The organism is Desulfonispora thiosulfatigenes DSM 11270, assembly GCF_900176035.1.
Classification (GTDB): Bacteria; Bacillota; Peptococcia; order Peptococcales; family Desulfonisporaceae; genus Desulfonispora; species Desulfonispora thiosulfatigenes.
In genome coordinates this window covers 1-25,958 of sequence record NZ_FWWT01000018.1, presented here as the reverse complement: position 1 = coordinate 25,958, position 25,958 = coordinate 1, and the positions used below count along the sequence as shown (strand labels likewise).

Genomic DNA, 25,958 nt, shown 5'->3' with positions numbered 1-25,958 from the left:
CTTATAAATCTTTTAATATCCGAGCTGATTCGTGAGCTGCCCACCTAATTTTATAAGTTATTATAGAAATCTCAATTAATGCATGAAGATAATAAGTGTTTTTTTCTGCTTTATCATGCCATTTATTTATGATTGGGTCAAGCTTAGACCAAATTCTAATTGTTTTATCTATACTTATTTCCTTGCCTTCAATTTTCATCCTTAAAGCTATATTATACTCCTTCAAATCTCCCATAACTTCCATTAAAAACTGGGCTATTGATATAAATTCTTTACTTAAATTTGGATTATGAGCCTTTTCCCTGCGTACTTGGCGCTCATCGATAAGAAAACGAATATCATTTATATTTTTCCACAAAATTTTATTATAAGAAAGATACTCTTTATATAGTGTTTCTTTTACTTCATCATTAGTAAAGCCAATTCTCCATTCATTACTATAAAGTTCAAATAAGGTTTCCGACTCTTCTAAATACTTCTTAAACTCTTTATCCTTTTCTTCAAGAGATTCAGAGGTAGCCGGAGTAGCTATTAAATAACCATTTATTGCATCCTCAAAACAAATAGCCGCTCTTTTATTCAAAGCTAATAAAGATTCAATTAATCTCTTTTCATGTTTTGGTGGCATAATCGTCATATTAACAACAATAGCTACCGTTACACCTATAAAAATTACCATAGAACGAATTAAAGCATTTTCTAAGAAATCGCTACTAGGAGCATCTAAAACAAAGATAGCCGCTACTATACCCATCGGAATAGAAGTTTTAATATTAAGTTTAGTGCAAATAGTAATTATAATTATTGCTGCAAGTCCCATAATAAGTGGGCTTGGTTCTACTACTAAACCTAAAATAATAGCTACAAAAATACTGATAAAATGTACTGTAATCTGCTGTCCAGCATGTTTTAGACTTTGCCCGACAGCAGGCTGCATATTAGCAGCCGTAGCAGAACCTGCAAATATAGGATGAGGGACACTTAAAAATTCACAAATAAACATACTTAAAGCAACTGCAATACCAGTCTTAATTGTTCTAGCTCCAATAGGAAAAGACTTTAGGTATTTAAGCTTATCTTTATTAATCATTTATTTTAACCCCACTATATTTTTAATTTAAATTTCAAGCAAATCATATATTTCTTGCTCACTTAAAGAACTTAACATAGTCTCTCCTGGCTCAATTAGTTTATCTATTAATTCTTTTTTCTTTAACTGAAGTTTATAAATTTTTTCTTCAATAGTTCCTTTAGCAATAAATTTCAATACCTGCACAACCTTTTCTTGTCCAAAACGATGAGCTCTATCAGATGCTTGATCTTCTACAGCTGGATTCCACCATGGATCAAAATGAATTACGACATCAGCACCAGTTAAATTAAGACCTGTACCCCCCGCTTTTAAAGAAATCAAAAAGATATCCCCTTCTCCTTCATTAAACGCAGAAACACGCACCATTCGTTCCATTGCCTTTACACTACCATCAATATATAAATATTTATAATTTTCTCTATCTAACATCTCACTAATTATTGCTAGCATACTAGTAAACTGTGAAAAAATAAGTACCCGGTGACCTTGACCAATAATTTCTTGTAACACTTCTTTTAGTTGCTCAAGCTTACCACTATCTCCTGTATAATTATCTAAAAATAGACCTGGATGACAACAAATCTGTCTTAACCTTGTTAATCCTGCTAATATTTTAATTCTACTTTTTGCTAACCCTTTTTCTTTAAGATCATCAGTAATTTCCTTACTTATTTTTTCGAGATAAGCTAGATATATTTTCTTTTGCTCTAATGTTAATTCTGAAATCATTTTGTTTTCAATTTTAGCTGGTAATTCCTTCAAAACATCTTCTTTTACTCTGCGTAAAATAAAGGGTCTCACTAGCTTTGCTAAATCATTAGTGGCTTTAGCATCACCCTCTTTTTCAATCGGATTTAAATATTTCCTAGTAAATTCGGTATACGCAGGCAAATATCCTGGCATAATAAAGTCAAAAATTGACCATAATTCTATTAAAGAATTTTCTATTGGTGTTCCAGTTAAGGCTAAATAATTTTTTGCCTTGATCATTTTTACAGCCTTTGCTCTTTGTGAATGCGGATTTTTAATATATTGTGCTTCATCTATAATACAATAGCTAAAATTATAGTTTAGATATTCTTCAATATCCCTCTGCACTAATGGATAAGAAGTAATGACTAAATCAACTTCTTCTAAGTTATCTAAAAGCTCTCGTCTTTCATTTCTAGAACCACTTATTATTCTTGTTTTCATACTTGGGGCAAATTGTTCGAGCTCCATTTGCCAGTTATATAAAAGAGATGTAGGTACTATTACTAGTACTGGTTCAGTGTTCTCTTTTTGTTCTGATAAAATATAGGTAATTGATTGCAGAGTCTTTCCAAGACCCATATCATCAGCTAAAATTCCACCAAATCCATAATGAGCCAAAGTCTTTAGCCACTTATACCCTTTTTTTTGATAATCTCTTAATAAACCTTCAACTTCCTTTGGAAAAGGGAAATCTAGGTCTTCAGGGTTTTTTATGTTTTTAGTTAACTCTCTAAATGAATTATTAACATTTAAAAAGCCTAACTCTTGTTTTTCCATAAGTCCATCAAAATACATAGCTCTATATTTTGGTATTTGCTGCACTTCTTGTAATAAATCCTTTTTCTTTAAGCCTAATAAATTAACTATATCAGAAACTTCACCAAAATTTTCTTCTTGTAAGAGCATAAAGCTTCCATCACGTAAACGATAATATTTTTTCTTTTCTTTATAAGCAGCTAAAATATCATATAACTCTTCTCTTTCTATCCCTTCTAATTTAAAAGAAAAGTCCAACATCCCGATATTATTATTTAAGCTAACCTGTCCTGTAAATACAGGCTTATGTATCATTTTTAGCGCATTAACTTCGCTACTATAATAAACGTTCGCAGATTCCCTTAACTCAGGTATTATTTCCGTTAAAAATTCAAATATCTTGTCTTCGTCATCTAGATAGATCTTTAAATTACTCACCCTAAAATTAGTTCGTTCAAGTAAAGCCATTATTCTTTTTTCTTTTTCCATATCTCGTACCAAAATAAACCCTTCGGTCGGTATCGTATTATTACTGAAAGGATTTATTTCCCATTTACCATAAATAAATTTAATCTCAGCCCATAAAGTTCCTTCATCAATATCTAAATAAATCGAGCTATTAAAAGGAATCTTTACTATTTCTTCTTCTAAGTTCGGACTGACATCTACATCTCCGGCCTTTTCTAATTCAGGTAAAATTTCTGAAATGAATTTTTCTTTATACTCAGGTAAAATTAGCAAAGAATTCGAAATGCTTTTTTTAAAACTCCTATAGAGTGGCATTATATTAGCTATTTGCTTTTTAGATGGCCTATAAAGTTTACCCGCATAAAAAAAGTATGAGCCTTTAGTCGTAAGCGCCAAAATATTAGATAAAATATCACTTTGAATTCGTAGCCTATCCTGCTCTTTTTCAATTTGAAAGTTGATCGGTAAATCAGCATCAATAATAGGCATTTGATCATAATTTATCCCATTAATATTAACGATTAAATTATCTTCCCTTAAATCTATGAATTTTTCTAAAAATGAGTCGGATAAATAGACCTTTTTACCTGAAAAAAGCGATCCTTTTTTGTCTTCATAAGAACTAATTTTATATTCATCTATATCATAAATATCTTTTAACATTTCTATAATAAAATTATCGTCTGGTTTAAAACCATTTTGCAAAGGATAAAACGTAAAATTCTTTCCAAATACTAAATTCTTGCCAGTCTGCATAGCTTCCACTAAACGTTTTACGTTCTTAACTACATATAATTTTTCAAACCCTATCTTAAATTCTAGGTAAGGTTTCTCATTGGAATCATCAATTTCTTGATAATTAAGTACTACTTCTAAATCTAAAACTTGCCTAAAGCCTTCTTCAGTTTTACTCGCAAAATGATGAAAAAGATTTTCTGTAACTTCTTGAGCATTTCTAAGCTCTGGATTAAAACTCTTTATATTTTTGATAGCTAGTAAACCTGCTACTAAATGTTTACAAAAATGACTAGGATAATTTTGATAATCTGGACAAGAACAGATATAATCTTTCAAAGAACCTTGTTCATTAAAAACAATCGTTATACGATAATTATTACCACCTCTAACATATCCTCTAAAAGCATTAAAGCTAGAAATAAATTCTAAGTCTCTAACAGCTCCTTCATTATAATACTCCTCACCTAAAGATAAACTATTATGTCTAGAACAGCCATTAGCGATAATTTGATTAGTTATATTAAACATTTGTCCCCCTAAATTCTTGATCGTTCATTGTCGTGACTATTTACTATTTTACCATTTTTTATAAAATATATCTCATTTCTTTATACTAATTATAGAAAATTACCTTGGGATAAAAAAAAGACGATTTATCTTCTAGATAGAAATCATCTTTTAATTCTTGTTTAAACACCTTTAGCAATACAATTATCTAAGAAATCCTCTATAGTTATGACTCCCATTATTTTATCATCTTTAAGCACCGGCATAGCAATTATATTATGTTCTCTTAAACGTTTTGCAACTACTGCTAGTTCTTCATCACCATCAGCAGTGACTACATTTTTTGACATTACCCATTCCACAGGGCAAGTATCATAATGTCCTGGATGCATCAGAAATCTATAAATATCCGCTTTTACTACCATCCCACTAAGCATGTTATCTTTGTTAACTACCGGCATTCCATTAATTTTTAACCGATTCATTGTTTCTAACGCAACCTCGATAGATTCACTTTCTCTGATTAAGACAAAGTCGTTTTTTATTATTTCACTGACCTTCATTATTATTCCTCCTCATACATTCTTTATATGCTTTAATGTATTTTTTACCTAAACGTACAAACATATCCTTTTATATAGAGTATTAGTTTATTGAATATAAGTCAACTATATGTAAATAAATTTTTAATATAAAAAGAAACATAACCTAAGCTATGCTTCTTTATTAGTAAGTCTTCCCTTTAATAATTATATATCTAAAAGCGTAATTATATTTTTAAAAATGTAATTATTAACTTGAATAAATCTCCATCTATAATAATATCCATCTTACCCTTTTGTAGCTGGGTCAGGTTTTTTGCTATGGCAAGTCCTAGGCCTGACCCTTCGGTATTTCGTGATTTATCTCCCCTTGTAAACCTTTCTGTTATCTCTTCATTATCAAAATTCATCTCATAAGCAGAAATATTTTTAAAAACAAAGCTTACTTCTTTTTCATTCTCTAAAATATCAATGTATACCCGCGAACCTATCATAGAATATTTTAAAATATTACTCATAATGTTCTCAAAAATTCGATAGGTTCTCCGTCCATCTAATTCACAATATATTTTATTGTCAGGAAAATTTAACTTAATTTCTAAAGTACTATTCTTAATTTTTTCTTCCATTTCACCTAAAGTTTGTCTGAGAAGAGCGATAACATCAATATTTTCAAAATGAAGATCAATATTCCCAGTGCTTGCCTTACTAGCTTCAAATAAATCTTCAATTAATATCTGTAATCTCTTAGACTTTTGCTCTAAAACTTCTAAATATTCCTTTTGGGTTTGTTCATCTGTATCCCTGTTTTTCAATAAATCTATATACGTAATAATTGAAGTAAGTGGTGTTTTAAGATCATGAGAAACATTAGAAATTAGCTCTGTTTTCATGTTTTGACTTTTAATTTCCTTTTCTACTGCGACCTTAAAGCCTTGATTGATATTATTTAGATTTTTTGCTATTGGATTTAAAATCCCCACATCTTCTGCTATATTAACTGTAAAATTACCCTCAGCTATTTCGCGAGTAGCTTCATTTAAAGATCTAATTTTGCTAATAACTTTCAACAAATATTTCGCTAAAAAGATCGTATAAATTATCGCTAAAAGGATGCCAAAAGGGAAAGTAATTGCAATAATACCTAACGCTACTAAATTAATCCCTAATATTTTTAATAATTTATCCGAACTTTCTTTCTCAGTACTCACTTCTATTATTTCTTGACTTAATTTTTTTACATTTGTTATACCTGAAAATAACAACTTACCAAATATACTGTTTTTAAGTAGACCTTCTTTAAATCCGTGTTCATTAATATATTTAAGATAAACTATGCTTACATATATGAGCATATATAAAATAAAAGTAATAGGTATCCCAATAAGATAGAAAAATAAATTAGCATCTGCGATTATATTTACAAAATTAAGCGAATTGCTAAAAAAATAACCATTTGGATAATAGGTACTCGAAATTAAACTAAAAATTCCAACCGATCCTAATAAAAATACTAACCAGAGGAAAAACTTAAACTCTAAATACATTCTATTAAAAACCCGAACTAAACTGGCCTGCTTTTGTGAATTATAAGGAATAGCAAAAGCCAAAATTGTTAAAAGCAAAATACCAATTGCCCCAATAATTAAAATTAAAATTATATTCTGACTTACATTAAAGTTTTTAAAATTATAGGCAAAGAGGTCACTATGGTTCGCTAAACTACCAGAAATTACATACACAATTTCTAAATTAGCATATTTATTTTTACTTTCTTTTGGGCTTGTTTTAGAAAAAACCTTATTTTCTGTTATTTGAGATTCACCTGTTATACTTGGTGCTAAAGGTGCTTCAGTCACTTCTTCAGTAAATTCCTGTCGCACTCCACTCTCATTTATAAACCAGTCCTTAGTAAATCTACTTTCATGTGAACTTTCGATAGTAGGTTTTCCTGTCTCATCAGTCTTTATAGTTAAATAAAACTGACTCTTCTTTATTTCCTCTTGCAAAATTGCTTCATTTACATCCGGTATATTGCTTTTAATCTCAACTCCTTGGGCTTTCTTAATATAATATTTGATACTTTTTAATTCTTGATATCTTTGTTCTATATAACTTCTATCTTCAAAATCATCCGTTAGTAAAAAACTAGTTAAATCTCCTATTTCATGTTTGAACTGATAGCTCCCTAGATATCTAGAAGTATTCTCTTTAATAAAAGCATCCTTTATAGGTGCATATACACCTACTGAAATAGCAGCTAATAGTAAAATAATTAATAAAGTACCCCATGAAGTTGGAGTAAACTTATTTTTCGAATTTGTATCCAATGCCCCACACCACCTTCAAATATTTTGGATCCTTTGGATTAATCTCTATTTTTTCCCGAATCCTTCTAATATGAACCGTTACCGTATCAGGGTTATAAGCAGGCTCATTCCAAACCTTCTCATAAATCTCCTCGATAGAAAATACCCTATTAGGATTACACATAAGTAAATACAGAATTTTATACTCAAGCGGGGTGATTTTTATCAGTTCAGCATCAACTACCACAGTTTTATTGGCATCATTTAACTCTACCCCACCTATTTGAATTATATTTTTAAAAACTTTTGTTTCACTAGCATAATTTGTATATCTGCGTAAATTTGAATTCACCCGGGCTAATAATTCTAACGGATTAAAAGGTTTCGTAATATAATCATCCGCTCCCATATTAAGCCCTAATATTTTATCCATATCCTCAGACTTTGCCGAAAGAAAAATAATAGGCACTGTACTCTTTTCTCTAATCTTCATCGTAGCCATGATTCCATCTATCTTAGGCATCATTACATCCATCAAGATCAGATGAATTTTCTCCCGAGCAAAAATATCTAAAGCCTCCTGCCCATCATACGCCTTAAAAACCTGATAGTTTTGATTTTTTAAATAAACCTCAATCGCATCCGTAATTGATTTTTCATCATCCACAACTAAAACATTATACATCTATAGATTCACTCCTTGATCGTTTACGAGATATCTCATGTAAAATCATATCATATAGATTCTAAGAATTTACTATTATAATTCTTACAAATTTCTTAAGAAAATGAAAACAATAATGCAGAGGTTAAATAAATTTAATTAATAAAATTTTCTCGCACTATATGTACCATAAACTACCTTTTTATCAGAACCATTAAAAATCATTGCCCTGAATTCATAATTTTCTGTATATTAAGATTGTTTGAAATAGTATACTGTTAATAAATTCAGTATTATATTCGGGAGGTCATGATAATGGGAAGATTAAGAGGAAAAATTGCACTTGTTACTGGAGCAGCATCAGGAATAGGTGCAGCTTGTGCTGAAAGATTTGCAAAAGAAGGAGCCACTATTATAGGCACAGATTTTAGAGAAGATGTATTAGAGGAAACCATGTTTAAAATTAATGAAAAATATAGTACTGCCATAGCCTATAAGCATGATGTTGTATCTAAAGATGATTGGACTAATATTCTTGAAGAAGTATATAAAAGATTTACAAAAATAGATATTCTGATTAATAACGCAGGCGTTGGTGCCACACCTACACCTTTACGTGACTTAACCTTAGATGAATGGAACAAAGTAATAAATATCAACCTCTTGGGTACATTTTTAGGAACCCAAGCCATCGAGCCTATAATGATCAAATCTGGTGGTGGCTCAATCATAAATATGTCATCTTACGTAGCTATTGTAGGATCAGGAGTAAATGTTTACACAGCCTCTAAAGGAGGAGTTCGTAGTCTAACTAAAGCCTCCGCAGCACAATTAGGCAAATATAATATACGTGTAAATTCCATACATCCTGGCGTTATCGAAACCCCTATGTCAGCTCAAATATTAGAAAATCAAGATTATTTAAAAGCCACGCTAAAGGAAATACCTCTTTCACGTCTCGGAAAACCAGAAGATATAGTTAATGGCATGTTATTTCTAGCTTCAGATGATTCTTCTTATATAACGGGAAATGAACTAATAATTGATGGGGGCATAATTTCTCATTAAAAAAGTTATAAGATTTAAATATAAAAAAGGTCTGGGCTTTAAAATTAATTAAAGCCTAGACCTTTTTTAGTTACTACAACATAACCTCTCTATTCACTTGCCTGTTTATATAATATATCTTCCTTTAAATCTCTTGCCTTTTCATCTCCTAATAGGTAATCCACTATCTCAATAGCAAACTCTACTGCTAATGCTGGCCCTCTTGATGTTATTATATTTTTGTCTCTTACTACATTTTCACCTATATAAATTCCATCTGCTAAAACATTTTCAAATCCAGGATATGATGTAACTCTCTTACTAGTAATAACCCCTGCCTTTTGTAGAACTATAGGACCCGCACATATGGCGGCTACAAGTTTCTCTTTATCATTTAGATCTTTTACAATTTTGATTACCTTTTCATGATTCCTAAGATTTGCAGCACCAGGCATTCCTCCTGGTATAACTACACCATCATATAAATCTATCTCTTTTAAATCTGAGACCTTTTTGTCCGCTATTACAACTACATTATGAGCACCTTTTACCTTTTCATTTTCTGTAATAGCTACAGTATCTACATCTATATTCATTCTCCTAAGATAATCTACCACGGTAATTGCCTCAACTTCTTCAAATCCATCAGCTAAAAACACTATAACTCTCATATATTAAAACCTCCTAAATTTAAATTACACATCTGTTACATTTATTCTATTAAAATAATTCTTCTTTAAATAAAGTTTCGACACTTGTAATAGTATTCCTGTTTAATGAACTTAATAACAATTTAAGTGCTTTCTATCAGCGGTCTATACATAAAAAAACCACCTGGCTTTTATCAGCAACCAGATGGTTTTTAATGATCTTTTATTATATTAAAACAAAACTTAAAAGATTTGCTATAATAGCAATTGTGATCAACGGAGTTACAAAAGGATTGGTTTTATTTTTAGTGTTTTCGTTTCTCATAGTCAATACCCCCGAATAAGAATATTTAATATGTTTATATTATAGCATAAATATAACATATATAAAAGCATTTTATCCAAATTTAAAGACTTTTATTCATAGCTATAAAAAAAGCACAATCCCCGTAGTAAAATGTACTTTATAAAGGGTACATTTTAAACGAGCTTTGTGCTTTCTATTCGTGTTTGGTTAATTTTAGATTTAGTTTTATTTAAGTTTTAATGGTTTTAATCTTAGTTTGGTGATAACTTCTTGGCTGTTTTTAAGGCCTTTTTTTCTTTTTCTTTTTCTTTTTCTACTTGAGGGTAGTAATATTTAAGTATCCCTTGTTCTTGAGCTAATAATCCTACTACTTTTGGTGCAAGCCATAGCATGGGTAGCATTAAGAAGGATACTGGTACCGCTGTGACGACAATGAATGATTGTAAAGCATCTATACCACCATTACCAATATATAGTAATATTGCAGCTATTACACCCATTACAACCGCCCAGAATACTCTTAAGAATTTAGGTGGATTTCCTTCACCTGTCATAGCCATAGAAATTGTAAAGGACATGGAATCACCAGTTGTCGCAACAAATAATATTGTTAACAATAAAAATGCTGGTCCAAATATATTACCAAATGGTAATTGCTGTGTAGTCGCTATCATTGCTGCTGGCATTCCTGCATCGGTAAGTGGTCCAGATATGATTCCTGGATTTAATAATTCATAGTAAATCCCTGTTCCACCTACTACGGTAAACCAAAAACATGAAATTATTGGAGCTATAACTGCTACAGCTACGATTAATTCTCTAATTGTACGTCCCCTGGAAATACGACTTATAAAAATCGCCATCATTGGTCCATAACCCAAGAACCATCCCCAGAAAAATACAGTCCAAGAACCTAACCAACCTTGATCACCACGATAGGTACTTAATAAAATGAATTTTTGAATATATGAACCAAATGCAGGTAGGAAATTATTAAAAATAAAGCCTCCCGGACCTAGTAATAAAATTCCCATTATTAAAATAAAAGATAAACCAATATTAAATCTGCTTAACAATTGAATACCTTTATGAAGTCCTGTTAATGCTGAAAGTCCTGAAACAAGCACTACACCTATAATAATAGCTAATTGCGTGGTATAAGTGTTTGGTATTCCAAAGAGTTCTTCTAAACCAAAACTAGCTTGTAGTCCTAAAAAACCAATAGGACCAATGGTTCCTGCAGCTACTGCAATAATTGAAAAAGCATCTATAATTGTCCAGATAGGATTCTTATTTAGAATTTTTTCCCCAAATATCGGATAAAGCAAAGTTCTAGGCTTTAAAGGCATGCCTTTGTGATAATGGGCATAAATTAATACTATTGAACTTAAAGTTCCTAAAATAGCCCATGCTAAGAATCCCCAGTGCATGAAACTTTGAGATAAAGCTGGAATAATTGCTTCAGGTGTTCCCGCTTGCAATTCACCAAATACTGGAGGTATAGAGATAAAATGATATAAAGGCTCAGCTGCTGCCCAAAATACCCCTCCACCAGCTAATAAAGTACACATTATAATAGAAATCCACTTATAGGTACTCATTTCTGGCTTTTCGAGCTTTCCTAATTTTAACCTTCCATAACTACTAGCAGCAATTCCTATAGCAATTAAAAATGTTGCTAATAAAACTACTTGCCAGAAGATACCGAAATATTTCACTGAAAAGGCAAAAGATGTGTTAACTATGTTGGAAATAAAATCCATGTTAATGAACGAGGCAATAATAAATAAGACGAGTAATCCACCACTCAAAAATAGAACTGGCCAATCTATGTTTTGAGTATCTTTTGGAAATAAAATAAAAATCGACTCCTTTGAAGTTATTTAAAAAACTTTAATATCCTCTCTAAATTAACCTTAATAAAGGATAATGGTAAAAGTTCCTTTCGATTTTTGGAGTATAACATACAGATTTTATTCTGTAAAGCACGCTACTCTCATGAATTTCCATCTAACCACTAGCATAATAGGGATAATTAAAACTATAAAAAAAATAGCTACTCATATATTTTATCCAAAAACTAAAGCCCTATTCTATTTCAGAATAGGGCTTTAGTTTTAATATTCACTAGGTAATTTTTCTAATTCTGCCATTGTAAATACAGGTCCGTCTTTACATACATATACTTTACCAATATTACAACGTCCACACATACCGATTCCACATTTCATTTTCATTTCTAAAGATGTGTAAATTCTCTCACTTGTAAAGCCAAGGTTTTTTAATACAGGTAAGGTAAATTTAATCATTAAAGGTGGTCCGCACACGATAGCTACGGAATTATCAGATGCTTTAATTACTTGCTCTGTAATTGCTGGTACGAATCCTACTAAATGATCCCAATCATCAGCTGGTCTATCGATTGTTAGATGCATATTGATATCATCTCTTTTAGCCCATTCATTTAATTCTTCCTTATAAAGCATTTGGCCTGGGCTTCTATTACCATAGACAACATCTACTTTTCCAAAATCAGCACGATTTTCTGGTTCTAAGATATGTCTGATTAATGATCTTAAAGTTGTAAAAGCAAATCCTCCACCTACAATTACGATATCCTTACCTTTTAAGTTTTCTAATGGCCAACTATTACCAAGTGGTCCTCTTAAAGTAATAATATCTCCTTCTGCTACTGCATGAATTGCACTGGTAAATGATCCTACATTTTTTATAGAAAAACGAATTAAATTTTTCTCTTCTGGAGCACTAGCAATACCAAAAGGAGCTTCACCTGATCCTACTATTCCTACCTCGGCGAATTGTCCACTTGTATATTTAAATTTTTCTATATCTTCTGGATTAACAAAGCTTAAATCAAAAGTTTTTAAATCTTTTTCCGGACTTTCTACAACGATCTTTTCTACTTTCATTTCATAAGGAAGATATGGATTATGCATTAAGATACCTCCTTAATTGCTTTTAGTACTTCTCTGATATCGAGGTTAACTGGACAATTTTCGACACAACGTCCACATCCTACGCAAGCTGCTTCACCATTATTTTCAGGGAAGTAACTAAACTTATGCATTATTCTTTGTCTCATACGCTCTTTACCTGTAGGGCGTGGATTATGACCTGAGCCATGTTTAGTAAATGAAGCAAACATACAGGTATCCCACGTACGTACTTTTTCACCTTTTAAGTCATCAGTTATATCAAAACAATGACAAGTTGGACAAAGGAAACTACAAACTCCGCAATTTAAACATTTTTCTTCAATATCTGACCATATTGTATGAGCAAACATATTTTCTAACTTTTGGGCTACTCCAGTACTAGCTGCTTCTTGTTTAAATGCTTCTATTTCTTTTAATTTAGCTAAGCTTTCTTCATCAGCGTCTAAATATGTTGATAATTGGAATACTGCTTTTCCTTTATCAGTAATTGCTTCTACTAAATATTGATCATCATTTAATTGAACTAACTGAATATCGGATCCGGCTTTTGCTAATAAATCATCACAAAAACAAGCTCTACTTGGCTTTTCACAAACTAAGGTAACCATCAAAGTATTTGCCCGGCGTGCTTGATAATAAGGATCTACATAATCTTTACCAATAAATACTTTATCAATTAAATATAAACTTTTAGCATCACAAGGACGCATACCAAAAATAATTCTTTCTTCATTAGCTAATTCGGGTGCTTCTATCCGTGGTCTTTCACCTTTAACCTTTTGATATCTTAATAATGTTTCATGTTGGGGAAAGAATAAATCTTTAGGAGTTTTAAGAGTGTTTTTATATTCCTCTGAAGGTATGCTTTCACCATCCCAAACATTAAAAGCATAGCCATTTTTTTCTTTTACAGGTGCTAATACTTGTTGATCCAAATTTTTTAACCATGAAATAAGATTGGCTTTATCAATTATAAATCTACTCACTCTTTTTCACCCCCGATTAAAAAGTTCTCTGGGTCATCTGACTTAAATTTGTTTAATACTAATTCTGATTCCATTGTCATGCCTGATTCTTCTTGATAAAAATCATGCACATCTTTTAACATTTTTCTATTTAAAATACCTAAGTTCACATCCATCGGACATGCTCTTTTACAAGCACCACATCCTATACATCTTCCGGCAACATGGATTGCTCTAGTTAAATGAAAAACCATATTATCAGCTATATCTGTTGTCTTGCCAATCCAATTAGGTAAATGTTCTTCGACAAAACATTCTTTACAATAGCAAGCTGGACAAGAATTACGACAAGCATAACAACGAATACATTTTGATACTTCTTCTTGTAAATAGGCTTTTCTTTCACCAGATGACATTTTTTCAAATTCTTCTACATCAGAAAAATCAGTATCTTTTGAAGAAATACTTTCTTCAGCACTAAAGTCGGAAATAACTGGAGAATGTTGCTTACATTTAGCACATGTATCTGTACTAGGACAATTTGCTCCTAAAATTACAACATTATCTTTATTGACCTGATTTTCCTTTATAAGATTAACAACAGATCTGCTATCACAGCCTTTTACGATTATGGCAACTTTTTCTTTTGTTTTTACTAAATAGTTCGCTAAATTCAAATTACAACCTTGCTGCCAGACTAATTTTTCCACATCTTCTACTGTTTTAGCAAAGAAAGGTGTACATTTACCTGGTAAGGTTCCTTCTGTAAAACCAATAACCTGTTTAACCTCTTCTTTTTCTAATAACTCTTTTGCTTTATCTTTTAATTTAAAAATTGCTCTACTCATTTGCTCTCCCCCCATCTATCCCATTGGGGCAATTCTTCAATACTATTTGCTACTTTATTTGCAGTTTCTGCAAAACGAGGCCCTTCTGCTGCAGAAATCCAGTCAAACTGTACTCTTTCATCTTCAACGCCTACAAAATTTAGTAAACTTTTGGTTAAAGCAAATTTTCGCCTAGCTACTAGGTTCCCACTTGTGTAATGGCAATCTCCAGGATGACATCCTGCAACTAATACACCATCAGCTGCTTTTAAAGCAGTAAAAATGAACAAAGGATCAACCCGGCCCGAACAAGGTATTCTAACTATTCTTAAACTAGGTGGATATTGGAGGCGGCTAACACCAGCTAAATCCGCCCCCGCATAACTACACCAGTTACATAAAAATCCAACTACTTTTTTACTCATTTAATTCACCCCACATTACAAATCTCGTCAAGCATTGCTACGATTTGCGAGCTCTTGAAGCCTTTTACATCAATTGAGTGTGATCTACAAGAAGCGGCACATGCGCCACAACCTTTACAAAGAGCTTCGTTTACCTTAGCAACATTTTTTTCTGGATCTATCTCGACTGCTTTAGCTGGACAAATACTTACACAAGTTCCACAAGCACTACAGATACTAATATTTACATGAGCTGTTAAACCACCTGCAGTTATTTCTTTCCTATTTAATACTGTACATGCTCTAGCAGCTGCCGCTTTACCTTGAATAATAGATTCTGCCATCGGCTTTGGACTATGAGCTAATCCACATAGAAATACTCCATCAGTACTAAAATCAACTGGTCTTAATTTCATATGAGCTTCTAAGAAGAATCCATCTTCATTCATTGGTACCTTAAGGAATTTAGCTAATTCTAAATTTTCCATATCGGCAACTGTTGCTGCAGCTAAACCAATAGTATCTGCTGGGATTAAAAGTTCTTGATCAAGAGTAATATCTCTTACCTTAACCTGTATACCCTGAGGCGTAGTTACTACTTCTGGTGCTTGATCCTGTTCATATCTAATGAAAATAACGCCTTTTCTTCTAGCTTCAGTGTAGAAAGATTCATTATATCCATAAGTTCTCATATCACGATAAAGAACAAATACATTTATATCAGGATTTATTTCTTTAGCTTTCAAAGACAATTGTACAGCTTGGTTACAACAAATTTTACTGCAATATGGGTGCTCAGTATTTCTAGAACCCACACAATTAATTAATACTAAGTTTTTCATTTCTTTTAAAGATTCTGGGTTTGTCATTACAGCTTCTTTTAACTGCCTATAGGTCATAATGTTTTTGTCTTGACCATAAGCATATTCTGTTGGTGTATATTCTTTAGCACCTGTAGCTAAAACAACTATTCCGTGTGAAATATTTTTTCCACTTGCTAAACTCGTTTCGAAGTTACCAATAAAACCTTTGAGATCAGCAATTTTTTCATTTAAATAAACATGGATTAAAGGAGAATTCATTATTTCTTCTTTTAATGTTTGTACGTATTCACTAACTGGTTCACCTTGATAGTTAAAACCTATATGATTAGCATTCCCACCTAGTTCTCCAGTTTTTTCCACCAAGTGAACGCTATATCCTTGAGATGCTATGCTCAGTGCAGCAGTCATACCACTTACGCCGCCACCAATTACTAATCCTTGTGCATGAATTGGTAAACTGGTTGTGTGAACAGGTTCTAATCTTCTTGCTTTTCCAATCGCCATAGCAACTAAATCTTTTGCTTTTTCTGTTGCTGCTACTGGATTATCCCTGTGTACCCAAGAACATTGATCTCTGATATTTGCCATATCAAATAAATATGGATTTAATCCTGCTTCTTTTAAAGTTTCTTGGAATAAAGGTTCATGAGTTCTTGGACTACAAGAAGCAACTACTACTCTATTTAAATTATGCTCTTCAATAATTTCTTTCATTTTTAACTGACTATCTTGAGAGCAGGTATACATGTTATCAGTTATGAAAACTACATTTTCTAAATCTTTTACATATTCAACAACTTCTTTAATATTAACAACGCTAGATATATTGATTCCACAATGACAAATAAATACACCTATACGTGCTTTTTGACCTATTACATCTATTTCTTCTGGATAAACCTTTTCTTTAACTAAAGTATTTTTAACTTCCATTAATGACTTAGCGGCTTCAATAGCTGCTGCACTGGCTTGTGTTACTGTTTCTGGAATATCTTTAGGACCACTAAATGCCCCTGCAACGAATATTCCATCTCTAGAAGTTTTAATTGGCTCTAATACTGGGGTATTAGCAAAACCATATTTGTTATTTTCTATTTGCATAACATTCATAATTTGTTCTGAACCCGTTGGTGCACATAAACCAACTGATAAAACAACTAAATCATATTCTTCTACCATTAATCTACCATCATCAGTAGCATAACGGATTACCATACTTCCGTCTTCTTTTTCATCAACTTCATAAATTCTTGAACGAATAAAGTTAACACCTTGTTTTTTTGCTCTTTCATAATATTTTTCAAAATCTTTACCATGGGTACGCATATCCATATAGAAAATACTTGTATCTAGTGGATCTTCACTATGCTCTTTTGCAATAACTGCTTCTTTGATTGCATACATGCAACATACGCCTGAACAATAACTTTTATTTTCTCTTTCATTTCTTGATCCTACACATTGAATCCAAGCAATACGTTTTGGTTCCTTATGATCAGATGGTCTGATTAAATGTCCACCAAAAGGACCTGAAGCACTAAGGATACGCTCAAACTGAGCACTTGTTACTACATTTTTATATCTTCCAAAGCCATAACTACTAATATCTTCAGCTGGGAATTCTGTAAATCCTGGTTCTAATAGAACTGCACCTACGTTAAGATCTATATATTCTCTTTTTTGAGTATGATCTATACATTCTGCTTTACAAACTTTCACACATTCCATACATTCTGAACAAGGTCCACAATCCATACAGCGATTCGATTCTCTTAAAATATCTTCTTCACTAAAAGGTAGGGCTACCTCTTCAAAGTTTGTAATTCTCTCATCAACTGGTAATTCATTATGGTTTACTCTTTCTAGCCTTACTAAATCTTTATCTACAGGTGGTTTAGCCGCTACTTTTGGTTTTTCATCTCTACCCTCTGCTAAATCTTTTTCTTTTATATAACGGATGATAGATTCAGATGCCTTTTTACCCTCGTTAATTGCTTCAATGGCAATACCAGAACCCGTTCTTACTTCACCACCCACAAATACACCATCTAAAGAAGTGGCAAGAGTTATTTCATCACCGATTACTGTTTTCCAACTAGTTAATTCTAATTCTTCTGGTAAACCATCTATACTTGCCTTTTGACCAACAGCAGCAATAATTGTATCCAGCTTTTCATAATACTCTGAATCTGGTTTCATCACTGGTCTTCTTCTTCCAGATTCATCTGGCTGTCCTAACTCCATTTCAACAAATACTGCTCCTTGAAGTTTACCTTGTTCTTCGACCGCTATTATTGGCGCTGCTAAATATTTAAACTTAATTCCTTCATCTTCCGCGCCTTCTATTTCTTCTAATCTTGCTGGTAATTCCGCTCTTGAACGGCGATAATAAATAGTAACTTCCTGCGCACCTAAGCGTAGAGCACTTCTTGCTGCGTCCATCGCAACGTCTCCACCACCTACGATACCAACCTTTTTACCTAATCCTACCTTTTCACCTAGGTTAACTTTTCTTAAAAAATCTACTCCTGATAAAACAAATTCTTCTCCAGCAATATCTAAAGGTCTATTTTTATGAGCACCTGTTGCAATAAATACTGCCTTATATCCTTCTGCTTTTAGTCCTTCTACAGTAATGTCTTGGCCTAATTTAGTATTATATTTAATTTCTACCCCATTTTCAGTTAAGAAACTAATTTCCTTATCTAAGGTTTCTCGCGGTAAGCGATAATCAGGTATTCCTACTGCTAACATTCCACCTGCAACTGGTAAGGCTTCAAAAACTGTACTTTTATAGCCCTTCTTTAATAATTCAAATGCACAGGTAAGACCTGCTGGACCTGCACCAATAATGGCAATCTTTTCATCTTTAAATTCTGATATATTTAGAGCCGGACGCTTGTGATTATCAGCTAAAAATCTTTTAATTCCTGCAATAGATAATGCACTTTCAGCTTGTGCTCTACTGCACTCATTTTCACAAGGATGAGGACAAATTCTCCCTAAAGCACCAGGCATTAATAAATCATCGTAAACAATTGATGCTGCTTCTTTTAGTTTACCTGCTTTAGTTAAGGCAATATAGCCTTGAGCATTTACATTCGCTGGACAAGTACCCTTACATGGAGCTGTTCCATCTTTCATAATTGCAAATGCATTAGGAAATGCTTGTGCGTATTTTTTATAAGTAGCTTTTGATTTACTTAAGTTTTTCTCAAATTCATTATTAATTTCAACTGGACATGCCGTTGCACAATCTCCGCAACCAGTACATTTATCTGTATCTATAAAACGAGGTTCTTTTTTTACTTTTACTTTAAAGTTTCCTACTTCTCCAGAGACCTCTTCTACCTCACTATTAGTTAATATTTCAATATTAAGATGACGACCGCACTCCACTAGTTTTGGCGAAAGAATACACATAGAACAGTCATTAGTTGGAAAAGTTTTATCTAAGGCAGGCATTGTTCCACCAATAGCTGGACTTTTTTCCACTAAATAAACCTTATAACCCATTTCTGCTAGATCTAGCGATGATTGAATTCCAGCAATACCTGCACCTACAACCATAACAGAACCCTGTTTATTATTTTTCATTTTAATTACCTCAGCCATTACCTTAACTCACATCCTTTTAATTAATCTAAAACCAGAGCATTACTTACTAAATGATGAATATGCTTAAGCTTTACATCTAACTTGTAGTGTCTAATAATTTCATTAAGTTGGTCATAACAGTTATGACAAGGAGTTACGCAAACCTTACATCCTGTATTTTCTATTTGATCTGCTTTTACTTTACCTTTTTTCAAACGATTATCTTTATAATCTGATCCTAAACCAAGTGATCCTCCACCGCCACCACAGCAATAGTTATACTGTTTGGTAGGCCACATTTCTTTTAATTTTGGCTCTACTGCTTGACTTAAAATATAACGTGGAAGTTCTATTAAACCTTCTTTACGAGAAGCATTACATGGATCATGATAAGTAATTTCTTCTGTATTTTTAGATTTATCTAATTTTATTCTTCCTTCTTTAATCCACCTTGCCATTAATTCTAAAATGCTGTAAACCGGATAACTTGCATCTTCTTTATTTAACCAAACTTTTGGACCCCACTTTTGAGCTCTAAAAGCATGACCACATTCTGTTACTACCAGATATTTAACTTTTAATCTTTTAACTTCATCAGCAACTCTTTGCATTAAAATTTTTGAAGCCTCATCATCACCTGTAAATAAACCATAATGAGTAGCATCCCAAACTTTACTACTACAAGTCCAATTTGCACCAGCTGCATACATGATTTTTCCTATACTTTGCACATCACTTGGGTAATACTTGATTTCCCTAGGATCCCAAAGGAATAAAAAGTCAGCACCCTCTTTGTCTACTGGAATTTTTGCATTTTCATCGTCTACTTCTTCTTGTAATTCTTCTTCCATCCATTCTAGGGTATCTAAATAATCTTCTTCAGTTATTTCCATTTGATTCCCTGAATGTAATTGTGCTTCAACAATATCTTGTAAAAAGCCAGGGGCTCTTAAGCCAAAGTTTCCTCTAACTGTTCTTACAATCCCACCTATATCTACTTTCATTGGACACTCCATAGTGCATCTACCGCACATAGTACAATTCCAAATAAATTCATTAGTAAGTACATCTTCTTTCATCCCAACAAGAACTTTACGTATAAATTTGCGTGGATCCATGTTTTCGTGGATATCACTATATGGACACCCAGCAGTGCACATTCCGCAAGTTAAGCAGTTAGTAAAATCAAGTTTATCATTTAAGGTGGTGAATTTTTTGCATATTTCCTCTCTAAACTTAGGTTCTAGTGTATCTACCAAAATAGCACTCACACTTCATACCTCCTTATATTTGTATATAAAAATAAATAGATAGTTTTGTAGTAAGGGTTTGAAAATTTGCAATTTAAAAATTATTAGCAATATTCTCAATAAGATTTCTTTTAATAGTGGAAAAAGCAAAACATTTAAATAATAATTATTTTTTATACCAGTTCATTTGTTATTAACTAGTATATTTAATTTGTTATGGTCATATGTTCGCAATGTTTTCAATATTCTGATAATTGTTTTTTTAATTATATTACAAATTTTATTTTTTTACCTCTATTTATTTTAATTCTTCTATATTTAAATTTTATTCTTAGTATGTAGTCCTTCCATAATTTTATAAATTTAAAAACAGTATTAAATCCTTATTTGCAAGATTCTATAATTAAAGGCTTAAATATTTCATTATTAAAATAATTATTAAAGACAAACAATTACCGCATCTCTATAAAATGATAATAATAGAGACAAGAAAATCTATACTTCTCGAATAATAAAAAAGAATAGGATCTATAATTAATATTACAAATCCTACCCTTTATCTTACCAACCACCAGAAGCTCCTCCACCTCCAGATGATCCACCTCCACCTCTGCGTGAGCCTCCAGAATTTCCACCTGAACCACCTCCACCACGCGAGAACATATAAATTAACATCATAAGTACATCGGGGTGAAATATAGCTAAATAAATTAAAACTATTACAAATAATGCTTTTGCCCAAAAAGGTAGCTTAGCTTCTTTTTCTGTTCCTAATCCAGTTTCTGGTGCTGTCCCTGGATATAAATTGTTTATATCTATTTCATACTCTGCACTTATTTCTTGTATTAAAGAACTATATATAACACTTACACCTTCATCATTATTACCTGCTTTAAAGGAAGGCGTAGCTGCTCTTAAAATATCTCCTGCCTTAGCATCATTAATTCTACCTTCTAGTCCATAGCCAACTTCAATTCTAAAATCTTTTTCTTCCTTAGCAATTAATACAAGCACTCCATTATCCTTTTCTTTACTACCTATAGCCCATTTTCTTAATAATTCATTTGCATATAGTTCGATATCATTTCCTTCAAGGGAAGGAATGGTTACTACAGCAATTTGGGCTGTGGTTTGATCTTCTAAAGACCTGGAAATATTATTTATTTCAGTTTCTAACTCTGGAGAAATCATCTCAGCAAAGTCTTGAACATAAATATCTCCTGTGTAATTGGGTAAGGTAAGAGCATAGGCTACGTTGGTAAAAAATGTTAAAATTAAAAAGGTGACAAATAATATCTTTATTTTTTTATTCATTTAATCACCACTTTAAAATTCGACTTTAGGAACTTCTTTAGCACCTTCATCTGCTTTAAAGTAATCATGCTTCTCAAAATTAAACATTCCAGCGATGATATTATTAGGGAAATGTTTTATATAAGTATTGAATTGTTGCACAGCATCATTATAATCTTTTCTAGTTACAGCTATTCTATTTTCAGTACCTGCTAGTTCATCTTGTAATCTAATAAAATTTTGATTTGCTTTTAAATCTGGATATCTCTCCACTACAACCATTAATTTACTTAGAGCTCCTGCTAGTTCAGTATTAGCTTCTGCCTTCTCAGAGACGCTTTGAGCTCCTGCAGCCTTACTTCTAGCCTCTGTTATGGCTGTAAAGGTTTCTTGTTCATGCTCAGCATAACCCTTGACAGTACTTACTAAGTTTGGGATTAAATCAATTCTCCTTTGTAGCTGTGTTTCTACTTGCGCCCATTTACCAGATATGTTTTCTTCAGTAGTTACCATATTGTTATATCTTCCTGAAAGTGATCCTATAGATAAGACTAAAATCAAGACAATAACTCCAACAATTATTAAACTTTTTTTCATAAAATCCCTCCCTAAATTCTAAAATATTACTTTTTTATTATATACTTAATCTCTTTATTAATTCTAAATAAAAAGACGAGCATTCAGCTCGCCTCTGATTATTCCTCAGGACTAAATTGATCTTTACCTACACCACAAACTGGACAAGCCCAATCTTCTGGTATATCGTCAAATGAAGTATTTGCTTCAACTCCATTATCAGGATCTCCTACTGCTGGATTGTAGACATAACCACATACATCACATACATACTTTTTCATAATTAATCCTCCTTTATTTTCTCTCCAAATTGTTTACCAAACTCAATACATTCTTTCAAGTCTTCTTCTGTTGGCTTATATTTATACTTAATTGAGTCTTGGACTATTTTAAACTTAGCATCTTCTAAATATTTTGCTAAGACTTTAGGAGATTCTCCACTCCATCCATAACTACCAAAAGTAGCAGCTATCTTATTGGCGAATTTAAAACCTTTTATTTCTTCGATTATAGGCATTATAGATGGTAAGACACCATTATTAACAGTTGAACAACCAGCTATTAATCCTTTAGATTTAAATATTTCTGTAATTACATCATTAGTATCTGAGTTACCCATATTAAACATCTTATAGCTGACTCCAACTTCCTCTAGACCTTGAGCAATAGCTACAGCCATTTTTTGTGTTGAATGCCACATTGAGCTATAAATAATTGTTACTCTTTTTTCAGTTTTCCCACTTGCCCACTCATAATACTTTTCAATAATTTGTCCAGGGTTTTCTCTCCATATTACACCATGAGCAGGGGCAATCATTTCTAGTGGTAAGTTTAAAGCTACTACTTCATCTAACTTTTTAGTAACTAATTTGCTAAAAGGAGTCAATATATTTGCATAATACTTTAAGGCTTCTTGGTAAAGTTCATCTTGATCAACTTGGTCATTATATATTTCAGAAGTAGCATAATGCTGACCAAAAGCGTCATTAGAAAACAATATATTTTCACCTGTAAGGTAGGTAAACATACTATCTGGCCAATGTAACATAGGTGCTTCCACAAAAATTAACTCATTTTTACCAATATTAATTTTATCACCAGTTTTTACAACTTGAAATTTCCAGTTTTGATGATTGTGAAAGTATCGTTTAACACTTTCTTCTCCTTTAGGAGATACTACGATTGTTGCATTAGGTGCTAACTCCATTACCTTTGCTATAGCACCTGAATGATCAGGTTCTGCATGGTTAATAATCAAATAATCAATGGTACTAACATCTACTAATTTTTGTAGGTTTTCAATATATCTCTCTGTTAAAGGTGCCCAAACTGTATCTAAAAGAACTGTTTTCTCATCTTTAATTAGATATGAATTATAAGTGCTTCCACGGTGAGTAGACAATTCAAATCCATGAAAATGTCTTAACTCCCAGTCTGTAGTTCCTACACGGTAGATATTCTCTCTTAACTTTTCCATAATATACCTCCATATCTATATTTCTATAAGTATATCATTTATTTTATACCCTTTCAAACAAAAATAATTAATACCACCTTAATAGGCGGTACTAATTATTTACACCTTTTCCATATAATAAATTACATACGCTCTTGCTAAATCTACGTTAACCTTTTCCATAATTTCAGGACTAAGTGAGACTTCACCAATTAAATTAAAAGGTGATTCGGGATCGAAATCTTCTTCCTCAGTAACTTTAAAAACTTCAATTTCTGGTTTAAGGTCATGGTCTGGCTTAATACCTAATGCTGTATATTTCTCTTTTGCCTCTTCTTTGTTATCTGCATAAATAATTTGTGTATGTGTAGGGTGTCTATCCATATTGAACCTCCTATTATATTGTTTTTTTAACCTACTTTTAATTCTATCCATAGATTCTTTAATTTTTTCCTAATTCTTTGAATACTATTATCAATTGCCTTTTCATTTCTATCTATTAGTATAGATATTTCTTTATAGGAATATCCCTTTAATTTTAAAATTAATACCTTTTTTTCTAATTCAGAAAGCTTATTATCGATTTCTTCTTTTATGTATTCTTGTAATTCATTATCAATAAGCATCTCTTCAGGGTTAGGTGATGAATCTTTAAGCATTGTATTTACAAAATAAGATGAACATTGATTTTCATCATTTTCCTTAAAAGTAGGGGCAGAGGAGTAAACAGGTATTGCATTATTTAAAAACTCATTTTTCAAGCTATTAGTGTGTTTTAAAAAACTAATTAACTCTCTCCTTACACATAGAGCTGCAAAGTTTTTAAATGATAGTGAATTTTCAATATTTTTATAACAAGAAATAGACTTATGAAAGGAGATTAATGCAATTTGTAATATGTCATCTTTATCGGCTCCTTTAGCATAATAATTCTGACTTATCCAATATAATATTTTCATATACTTTTCGATTAAGATTTCTTCAGCATTTTTATTATTACTTTTAGCTAAATAAATGAGTTCTTCTTCCGAAAGATTAATACATTCTGAATACTTCATGATATTTACTCCTTTAAAGTTTTGATAGTGAAAAATAAAAAAAGGCAACATTTAGTTGCCTTTTATATTTTTCACTAGGATAAAAATATAATCTTTATCATGGCAACCTGGCAATCATATCTTTAAATATAGATTTAGACCCATAGCTTTGCGTCACTAACTTTCGTTAGTTTTGCCCTTTTATTCTATTCTTACTTGAGACTACCAATTATATTTTCTTCTGTCAATATGTTTTAGTCTATTACTCAACTAATTCAACTAAATAAAAAAACCACCTAATCAGGTGGTTTTTTGTGTGTTCCCGGCGACGACCTACTCTCCCAGGACCTCTGGTCCAAGTACCATCAGCGCTGGAGGACTTAACTACCGTGTTCGAAATGGTAACGGGTGTGACCCCTCCGCTATTATCACCGAGAAAATATGTAATTAATGAGAAAAAATATATCCTTTATCTGTTTAAGTATTTTTCCTACTTAAACTTTAAATGATACTTTGCTCTCTCAAAACTACACAGTGAAGATTTTCGTCTTTATTTAGGTCAAGCCCTCGACCTATTAGTACTAGTCCGCTAAATACCTCACGGCACTTACACTTCTAGCCTATCTACCAGATATTCTCTCTGGAGTCTTACCAGCTTACGCTGTGGGAAATCTCATCTTGAGGTAGGCTTCGCGCTTAGATGCTTTCAGCGCTTATCACTTCCAAACGTAGCTACCCAGCTATGCCTCTGGCGAGACAACTGGTACACCAGCGGTTTGTCCAACCCGGTCCTCTCGTACTAGGGTCAGATCCTCTCAAATTTCCTACGCCTGCGATGGATAGGGACCGAACTGTCTCACGACGTTCTGAACCCAGCTCGCGTACCGCTTTAATGGGCGAACAGCCCAACCCTTGGGACCTACTACAGCCCCAGGATG

General features: G+C 32.3%; 20 protein-coding genes, 2 rRNA genes and 1 riboswitch. Of the genes, 1 reads left to right on the top strand and 21 read right to left on the bottom strand.

The window, feature by feature from the left end:
• Position 1: 1 nt before the first annotated feature.
• From B8965_RS07560 to B8965_RS07540, 5 genes are all read right to left on the bottom strand, one after another.
• A complete protein-coding gene (locus B8965_RS07560; protein ID WP_084053307.1) occupies positions 2 to 1,090 on the bottom strand; it encodes an FUSC family protein in 1,089 nt (362 codons plus the stop codon).
• 27 nt (positions 1,091 to 1,117) lie between these two features.
• Positions 1,118 to 4,336: an SNF2 helicase associated domain-containing protein gene (locus B8965_RS07555; RefSeq protein ID WP_084053305.1), complete on the bottom strand. Its 3,219-nt coding sequence runs from the start codon at positions 4,334 to 4,336 to the stop codon at positions 1,118 to 1,120.
• 161 nt (positions 4,337 to 4,497) lie between these two features.
• A complete protein-coding gene (locus B8965_RS07550; RefSeq protein WP_084053303.1) occupies positions 4,498 to 4,878 on the bottom strand; it encodes a CBS domain-containing protein in 381 nt (126 codons plus the stop codon).
• A gap of 206 nt (positions 4,879 to 5,084) precedes the next feature.
• The gene (locus tag B8965_RS07545) at positions 5,085 to 7,187 is read right to left on the bottom strand and encodes a HAMP domain-containing sensor histidine kinase (protein WP_084053301.1); all 2,103 of its coding nucleotides are present in this window, start codon (positions 7,185 to 7,187) and stop codon (positions 5,085 to 5,087) included.
• A complete protein-coding gene (locus tag B8965_RS07540) occupies positions 7,165 to 7,851 on the bottom strand; it encodes a response regulator transcription factor (protein WP_084053299.1) in 687 nt (228 codons plus the stop codon). The genes B8965_RS07545 and B8965_RS07540 overlap by 23 nt, the downstream gene beginning before the upstream one ends.
• A 294-nt stretch (positions 7,852 to 8,145) precedes the next feature.
• On the opposite strand from B8965_RS07540, the gene B8965_RS07535 reads away from it, so the two are divergent.
• Positions 8,146 to 8,898: an SDR family NAD(P)-dependent oxidoreductase gene (locus tag B8965_RS07535; protein WP_084053297.1), complete on the top strand. Its 753-nt coding sequence runs from the start codon at positions 8,146 to 8,148 to the stop codon at positions 8,896 to 8,898.
• A gap of 89 nt (positions 8,899 to 8,987) precedes the next feature.
• On the opposite strand, the gene B8965_RS07530 is transcribed toward B8965_RS07535, so the two are convergent.
• The 16 genes from B8965_RS07530 to B8965_RS07455 form a co-directional block, all read right to left on the bottom strand.
• Positions 8,988 to 9,548: a DJ-1 family glyoxalase III gene (locus B8965_RS07530; RefSeq protein ID WP_084053295.1), complete on the bottom strand. Its 561-nt coding sequence runs from the start codon at positions 9,546 to 9,548 to the stop codon at positions 8,988 to 8,990.
• A 537-nt stretch (positions 9,549 to 10,085) separates the two neighbouring features.
• Positions 10,086 to 11,645: a BCCT family transporter gene (locus tag B8965_RS07525; RefSeq protein WP_200805895.1), complete on the bottom strand. Its 1,560-nt coding sequence runs from the start codon at positions 11,643 to 11,645 to the stop codon at positions 10,086 to 10,088.
• Between the two features lie 306 nt (positions 11,646 to 11,951).
• The gene (locus tag B8965_RS07520) at positions 11,952 to 12,791 is read right to left on the bottom strand and encodes an FAD/NAD(P)-binding protein (protein ID WP_084053291.1); all 840 of its coding nucleotides are present in this window, start codon (positions 12,789 to 12,791) and stop codon (positions 11,952 to 11,954) included.
• Complete coding sequence (locus tag B8965_RS07515; protein WP_084053289.1) at positions 12,791 to 13,777, bottom strand: 4Fe-4S dicluster domain-containing protein; 987 nt, start codon at positions 13,775 to 13,777, stop codon at positions 12,791 to 12,793. The genes B8965_RS07520 and B8965_RS07515 overlap by 1 nt, the downstream gene beginning before the upstream one ends.
• The gene (locus B8965_RS07510) at positions 13,774 to 14,604 is read right to left on the bottom strand and encodes a 4Fe-4S dicluster domain-containing protein (protein ID WP_084053287.1); all 831 of its coding nucleotides are present in this window, start codon (positions 14,602 to 14,604) and stop codon (positions 13,774 to 13,776) included. Before B8965_RS07510 ends, B8965_RS07515 begins: the two co-directional genes overlap by 4 nt.
• Positions 14,601 to 15,008 (bottom strand): hydrogenase iron-sulfur subunit, encoded by a 408-nt coding sequence (locus B8965_RS07505; RefSeq protein WP_084053285.1) that lies wholly within the window; start codon positions 15,006 to 15,008, stop codon positions 14,601 to 14,603. Before B8965_RS07505 ends, B8965_RS07510 begins: the two co-directional genes overlap by 4 nt.
• A gap of 5 nt (positions 15,009 to 15,013) precedes the next feature.
• On the bottom strand, positions 15,014 to 19,426 hold the full coding sequence (locus tag B8965_RS07500) for an FAD-dependent oxidoreductase (protein ID WP_242941955.1): 4,413 nt from the start codon (positions 19,424 to 19,426) through the stop codon (positions 15,014 to 15,016).
• 23 nt (positions 19,427 to 19,449) lie between these two features.
• A complete protein-coding gene (locus tag B8965_RS07495) occupies positions 19,450 to 20,679 on the bottom strand; it encodes a (Fe-S)-binding protein (protein WP_084053283.1) in 1,230 nt (409 codons plus the stop codon).
• A 540-nt stretch (positions 20,680 to 21,219) separates the two neighbouring features.
• A complete protein-coding gene (locus tag B8965_RS12465; RefSeq protein WP_084053281.1) occupies positions 21,220 to 21,972 on the bottom strand; it encodes a TPM domain-containing protein in 753 nt (250 codons plus the stop codon).
• 12 nt (positions 21,973 to 21,984) lie between these two features.
• Positions 21,985 to 22,548: a LemA family protein gene (locus tag B8965_RS07485; protein ID WP_084053279.1), complete on the bottom strand. Its 564-nt coding sequence runs from the start codon at positions 22,546 to 22,548 to the stop codon at positions 21,985 to 21,987.
• 98 nt (positions 22,549 to 22,646) lie between these two features.
• On the bottom strand, positions 22,647 to 22,808 hold the full coding sequence (rd, locus tag B8965_RS07480; RefSeq protein WP_084053277.1) for a rubredoxin: 162 nt from the start codon (positions 22,806 to 22,808) through the stop codon (positions 22,647 to 22,649).
• 2 nt (positions 22,809 to 22,810) lie between these two features.
• Positions 22,811 to 24,004, bottom strand: a complete 1,194-nt coding sequence (locus tag B8965_RS07475) for an oxygen-binding di-iron domain-containing protein (protein WP_084053275.1) — start codon at positions 24,002 to 24,004, stop codon at positions 22,811 to 22,813.
• A 99-nt stretch (positions 24,005 to 24,103) separates the two neighbouring features.
• Positions 24,104 to 24,367 (bottom strand): hypothetical protein, encoded by a 264-nt coding sequence (locus tag B8965_RS07470; protein ID WP_084053273.1) that lies wholly within the window; start codon positions 24,365 to 24,367, stop codon positions 24,104 to 24,106.
• Positions 24,368 to 24,393: 26 nt separating this feature from the next.
• Positions 24,394 to 25,041, bottom strand: coding sequence for a sigma-70 family RNA polymerase sigma factor (locus B8965_RS07465; protein WP_159446309.1), 648 nt, complete (start codon positions 25,039 to 25,041; stop codon positions 24,394 to 24,396).
• A gap of 98 nt (positions 25,042 to 25,139) precedes the next feature.
• Positions 25,140 to 25,228: riboswitch (cyclic di-GMP riboswitch) on the bottom strand.
• Positions 25,229 to 25,340: 112 nt separating this feature from the next.
• Positions 25,341 to 25,456, bottom strand: a 5S ribosomal RNA gene (gene rrf, locus B8965_RS07460).
• Between the two features lie 119 nt (positions 25,457 to 25,575).
• Positions 25,576 to 25,958 (bottom strand): 23S ribosomal RNA (locus tag B8965_RS07455); the annotation flags it as partial.

What these genes read in the sequence shown, in the direction of transcription:
- B8965_RS07560 (WP_084053307.1), bottom strand. Translation starts at nt 1,090, where the DNA reads ATGATTAATAAAGATAAGCTTAAATACCTAAAGTCTTTTCCTATTGGA.
- B8965_RS07555 (WP_084053305.1), bottom strand. Translation starts at nt 4,336, where the DNA reads ATGTTTAATATAACTAATCAAATTATCGCTAATGGCTGTTCTAGACAT.
- B8965_RS07550 (WP_084053303.1), bottom strand. Translation starts at nt 4,878, where the DNA reads ATGAAGGTCAGTGAAATAATAAAAAACGACTTTGTCTTAATCAGAGAA.
- B8965_RS07540 (WP_084053299.1), bottom strand. Translation starts at nt 7,851, where the DNA reads ATGTATAATGTTTTAGTTGTGGATGATGAAAAATCAATTACGGATGCG.
- B8965_RS07535 (WP_084053297.1), top strand. Translation starts at nt 8,146, where the DNA reads ATGGGAAGATTAAGAGGAAAAATTGCACTTGTTACTGGAGCAGCATCA.
- B8965_RS07530 (WP_084053295.1), bottom strand. Translation starts at nt 9,548, where the DNA reads ATGAGAGTTATAGTGTTTTTAGCTGATGGATTTGAAGAAGTTGAGGCA.
- B8965_RS07520 (WP_084053291.1), bottom strand. Translation starts at nt 12,791, where the DNA reads ATGCATAATCCATATCTTCCTTATGAAATGAAAGTAGAAAAGATCGTT.
- B8965_RS07510 (WP_084053287.1), bottom strand. Translation starts at nt 14,604, where the DNA reads ATGAGTAGAGCAATTTTTAAATTAAAAGATAAAGCAAAAGAGTTATTA.
- B8965_RS07505 (WP_084053285.1), bottom strand. Translation starts at nt 15,008, where the DNA reads ATGAGTAAAAAAGTAGTTGGATTTTTATGTAACTGGTGTAGTTATGCG.
- B8965_RS07500 (WP_242941955.1), bottom strand. Translation starts at nt 19,426, where the DNA reads ATGGCTGAGGTAATTAAAATGAAAAATAATAAACAGGGTTCTGTTATG.
- B8965_RS12465 (WP_084053281.1), bottom strand. Translation starts at nt 21,972, where the DNA reads ATGAATAAAAAAATAAAGATATTATTTGTCACCTTTTTAATTTTAACA.
- B8965_RS07485 (WP_084053279.1), bottom strand. Translation starts at nt 22,548, where the DNA reads ATGAAAAAAAGTTTAATAATTGTTGGAGTTATTGTCTTGATTTTAGTC.
- rd (WP_084053277.1), bottom strand. Translation starts at nt 22,808, where the DNA reads ATGAAAAAGTATGTATGTGATGTATGTGGTTATGTCTACAATCCAGCA.
- B8965_RS07475 (WP_084053275.1), bottom strand. Translation starts at nt 24,004, where the DNA reads ATGGAAAAGTTAAGAGAGAATATCTACCGTGTAGGAACTACAGACTGG.
- B8965_RS07470 (WP_084053273.1), bottom strand. Translation starts at nt 24,367, where the DNA reads ATGGATAGACACCCTACACATACACAAATTATTTATGCAGATAACAAA.
- B8965_RS07465 (WP_159446309.1), bottom strand. Translation starts at nt 25,041, where the DNA reads ATGAAGTATTCAGAATGTATTAATCTTTCGGAAGAAGAACTCATTTAT.